The sequence below is a fragment of the Polynucleobacter sp. 35-46-11 genome, assembly GCF_002281105.1.
The window spans coordinates 1-2,496 of sequence record NZ_NCFJ01000380.1 but is presented as its reverse complement, the minus strand read 5'-3'; the positions used below and the strand labels follow the sequence as shown (position 1 = coordinate 2,496).

Annotated in this window: 1 protein-coding gene; it reads left to right on the top strand. The window is 46.0% G+C overall.

The window, feature by feature from the left end:
• On the top strand, positions 1-2,496 hold a 2,496-nt coding region (gene secA / locus B7Y67_RS15205), incomplete at both ends, for a preprotein translocase subunit SecA (RefSeq protein ID WP_293599358.1).

Here is a 2,496-nt window from a genome sequence, read left to right as displayed (position 1 = left end):
AAAACAGTATCGCAAAGTGGTTGCTAAGGTTGGTGCTTTCGAGCCTAGCCTGCAAGCTTTGGATGATGCCGCATTGCAAGCAAAAACTGCTGAGTTCAAGTCGCGTTTAGCTGCGGGCGAGTCATTAGATGATATTGCACCAGAGGCTTTTGCAGTAGTTCGTGAGGCCAGCTCACGGGTGATGAAAATGCGCCATTTTGATGCGCAGATGATGGGTGGACTTGCATTACATCAAGGCAAGATTGCTGAGATGGGAACTGGTGAAGGTAAAACCTTAACTGCTACGCTTCCTGTGTATTTAAATGCCTTAACCGGTAGGGGTGTTCACGTCATTACAGTAAATGATTACTTGGCTCAGCGAGATGCTGAGTGGATGTCAACGCTCTACAACTTCTTGGGTATGAAGGTGGGCGTCAATCTGTCCCAGATGGATCACACGACTAAGCAAGAAGCTTATGCTGCTGATATCACCTACGGTACTAATAATGAGTTTGGTTTTGATTACCTCCGTGACAATATGGTGCAAGATTTAGGTCAACGTGTTCAGCGTGGCCTAGCTTATGCGATCGTTGATGAGGTTGACTCTATTCTGATTGATGAGGCGCGTACCCCATTAATCATTTCTGGTCAGGCTGAAGATCACACTGATCTGTACATCAAGATTAATGCATTACCAACGTATTTAGAGCGTCAAATTGGTGAAGAAAAAGCCGATGGCACTGGTGTTGAAAAGCCAGGTGATTACTGGGTAGACGAAAAGTCCCAGCAGGTCTATTTAACAGAGCGTGGACATGACAAAGCAGAAACAGTCTTAGTTGAACTGGGTGCTTTAAATGATGGCGATTCTTTGTACTCCCCGCAAAATATTACTTTGATGCATCACGTGTACGCAGCATTGCGCGCACATTCTTTGTATCACCGTGACCAACATTATGTTGTCCAGAATAAGGAAGTCATTATTGTTGATGAGTTCACTGGACGCTTAATGCAGGGTCGTCGCTGGTCTGATGGCTTGCATCAGGCGGTTGAAGCTAAAGAAGGCGTTCCGATTCAGAATGAGAATCAAACGCTAGCCACAATTACTTTCCAGAATTACTTCCGTATGTACGGCAAGTTGGCCGGTATGACTGGTACTGCTGACACAGAAGCATATGAGTTCAAGGAAATTTATAACCTTGAGACAGTGGTGATTCCGCCAAACCGCATCAGTCAAAGAAAAGATCGTCAAGACCAGATCTTTAAGACTTCGCGTGAGCGCTACGATGCGGTCATCAAAGACATTGAGGATTGTTATGAGCGTGGCCAACCTGTATTGGTTGGTACGACTTCAATCGAAAACTCAGAGTTAATCGCAGGCCTACTGACTCAGCGTAAGTTACCGCATCAAGTTCTGAATGCGAAGCAACATGCTCGGGAAGCTGAGATCATTGCTCAAGCCGGTAGACCAAAGATGATCACCATTGCTACCAATATGGCTGGTCGTGGAACAGATATTGTTTTGGGTGGAAACGTTGGTAAGCAATCTTCTTTAATTGAGGCTGATGCCACGCTTTCGGACGCGGAAAAAGCTGCCAAGATTAGGATCCTTCAGGACGAATGGCAAAGTTTGCATGATCAAGTTTTAGCTGCGGGTGGTTTACACATTATTGGTACTGAGCGTCACGAGAGTCGACGTATTGATAATCAGCTGCGCGGTCGTGCTGGTCGCCAAGGTGACTCAGGCTCTTCCCGTTTTTACCTCTCCTTGGACGATGCTCTTCTGCGTATTTTTGCTGGAGAACGTCTGCGTGCAGTGATGGATCGTCTCAAGATGCCAGACGGAGAGCCAATTGAAGCAGGTATGGTGACTCGCTCGATTGAGTCTGCCCAGCGTAAGGTTGAAGGCCGTAACTTTGATATTCGTAAACAGTTGTTGGAGTATGACGACGTTGCTAATGATCAGCGTAAAGAAACTTATCGCCTCAGAAATGAAGTATTGGAAAGCGCCGATGTTGGTGATCTGATTGCCAATTTGCGTGAAGATGTATTGCGTGGCGTTTGTGCGATTTATGTTCCTTTGGAATCCATGGAAGAGCAGTGGGACTTAGTTGGCCTGGAGAATGTATTGGCTAGCGATTGGGGCTTAACTGTCGACCTGAAAAATTGGGTTGAAAATGCGGAATCTATGGACGATGAGCAAATCGTTGATCGCGTTCTAGAGGCGGCAAAAGAGTCATATGATGCAAAAGTGGAGCTTTCTGGACGTCCATCCTTCGCTGGATTTGAGCGCTCTGTTTTACTCTACAGCTTAGATACCCATTGGCGCGAGCATTTGGCTGCCTTGGATCATTTGCGTCAAGGTATCCATTTACGTGGCTATGCTCAAAAAGATCCAAAACAAGAATATCGCCGCGAAGCATTCGAGCTGTATGGTGAGTTGCTCAACGTCATTAAGAATGATGTTGTAAAAAACATCATGACAGTCCAAATCCGTAGCGCAAGCGAGTTAGATGAAGC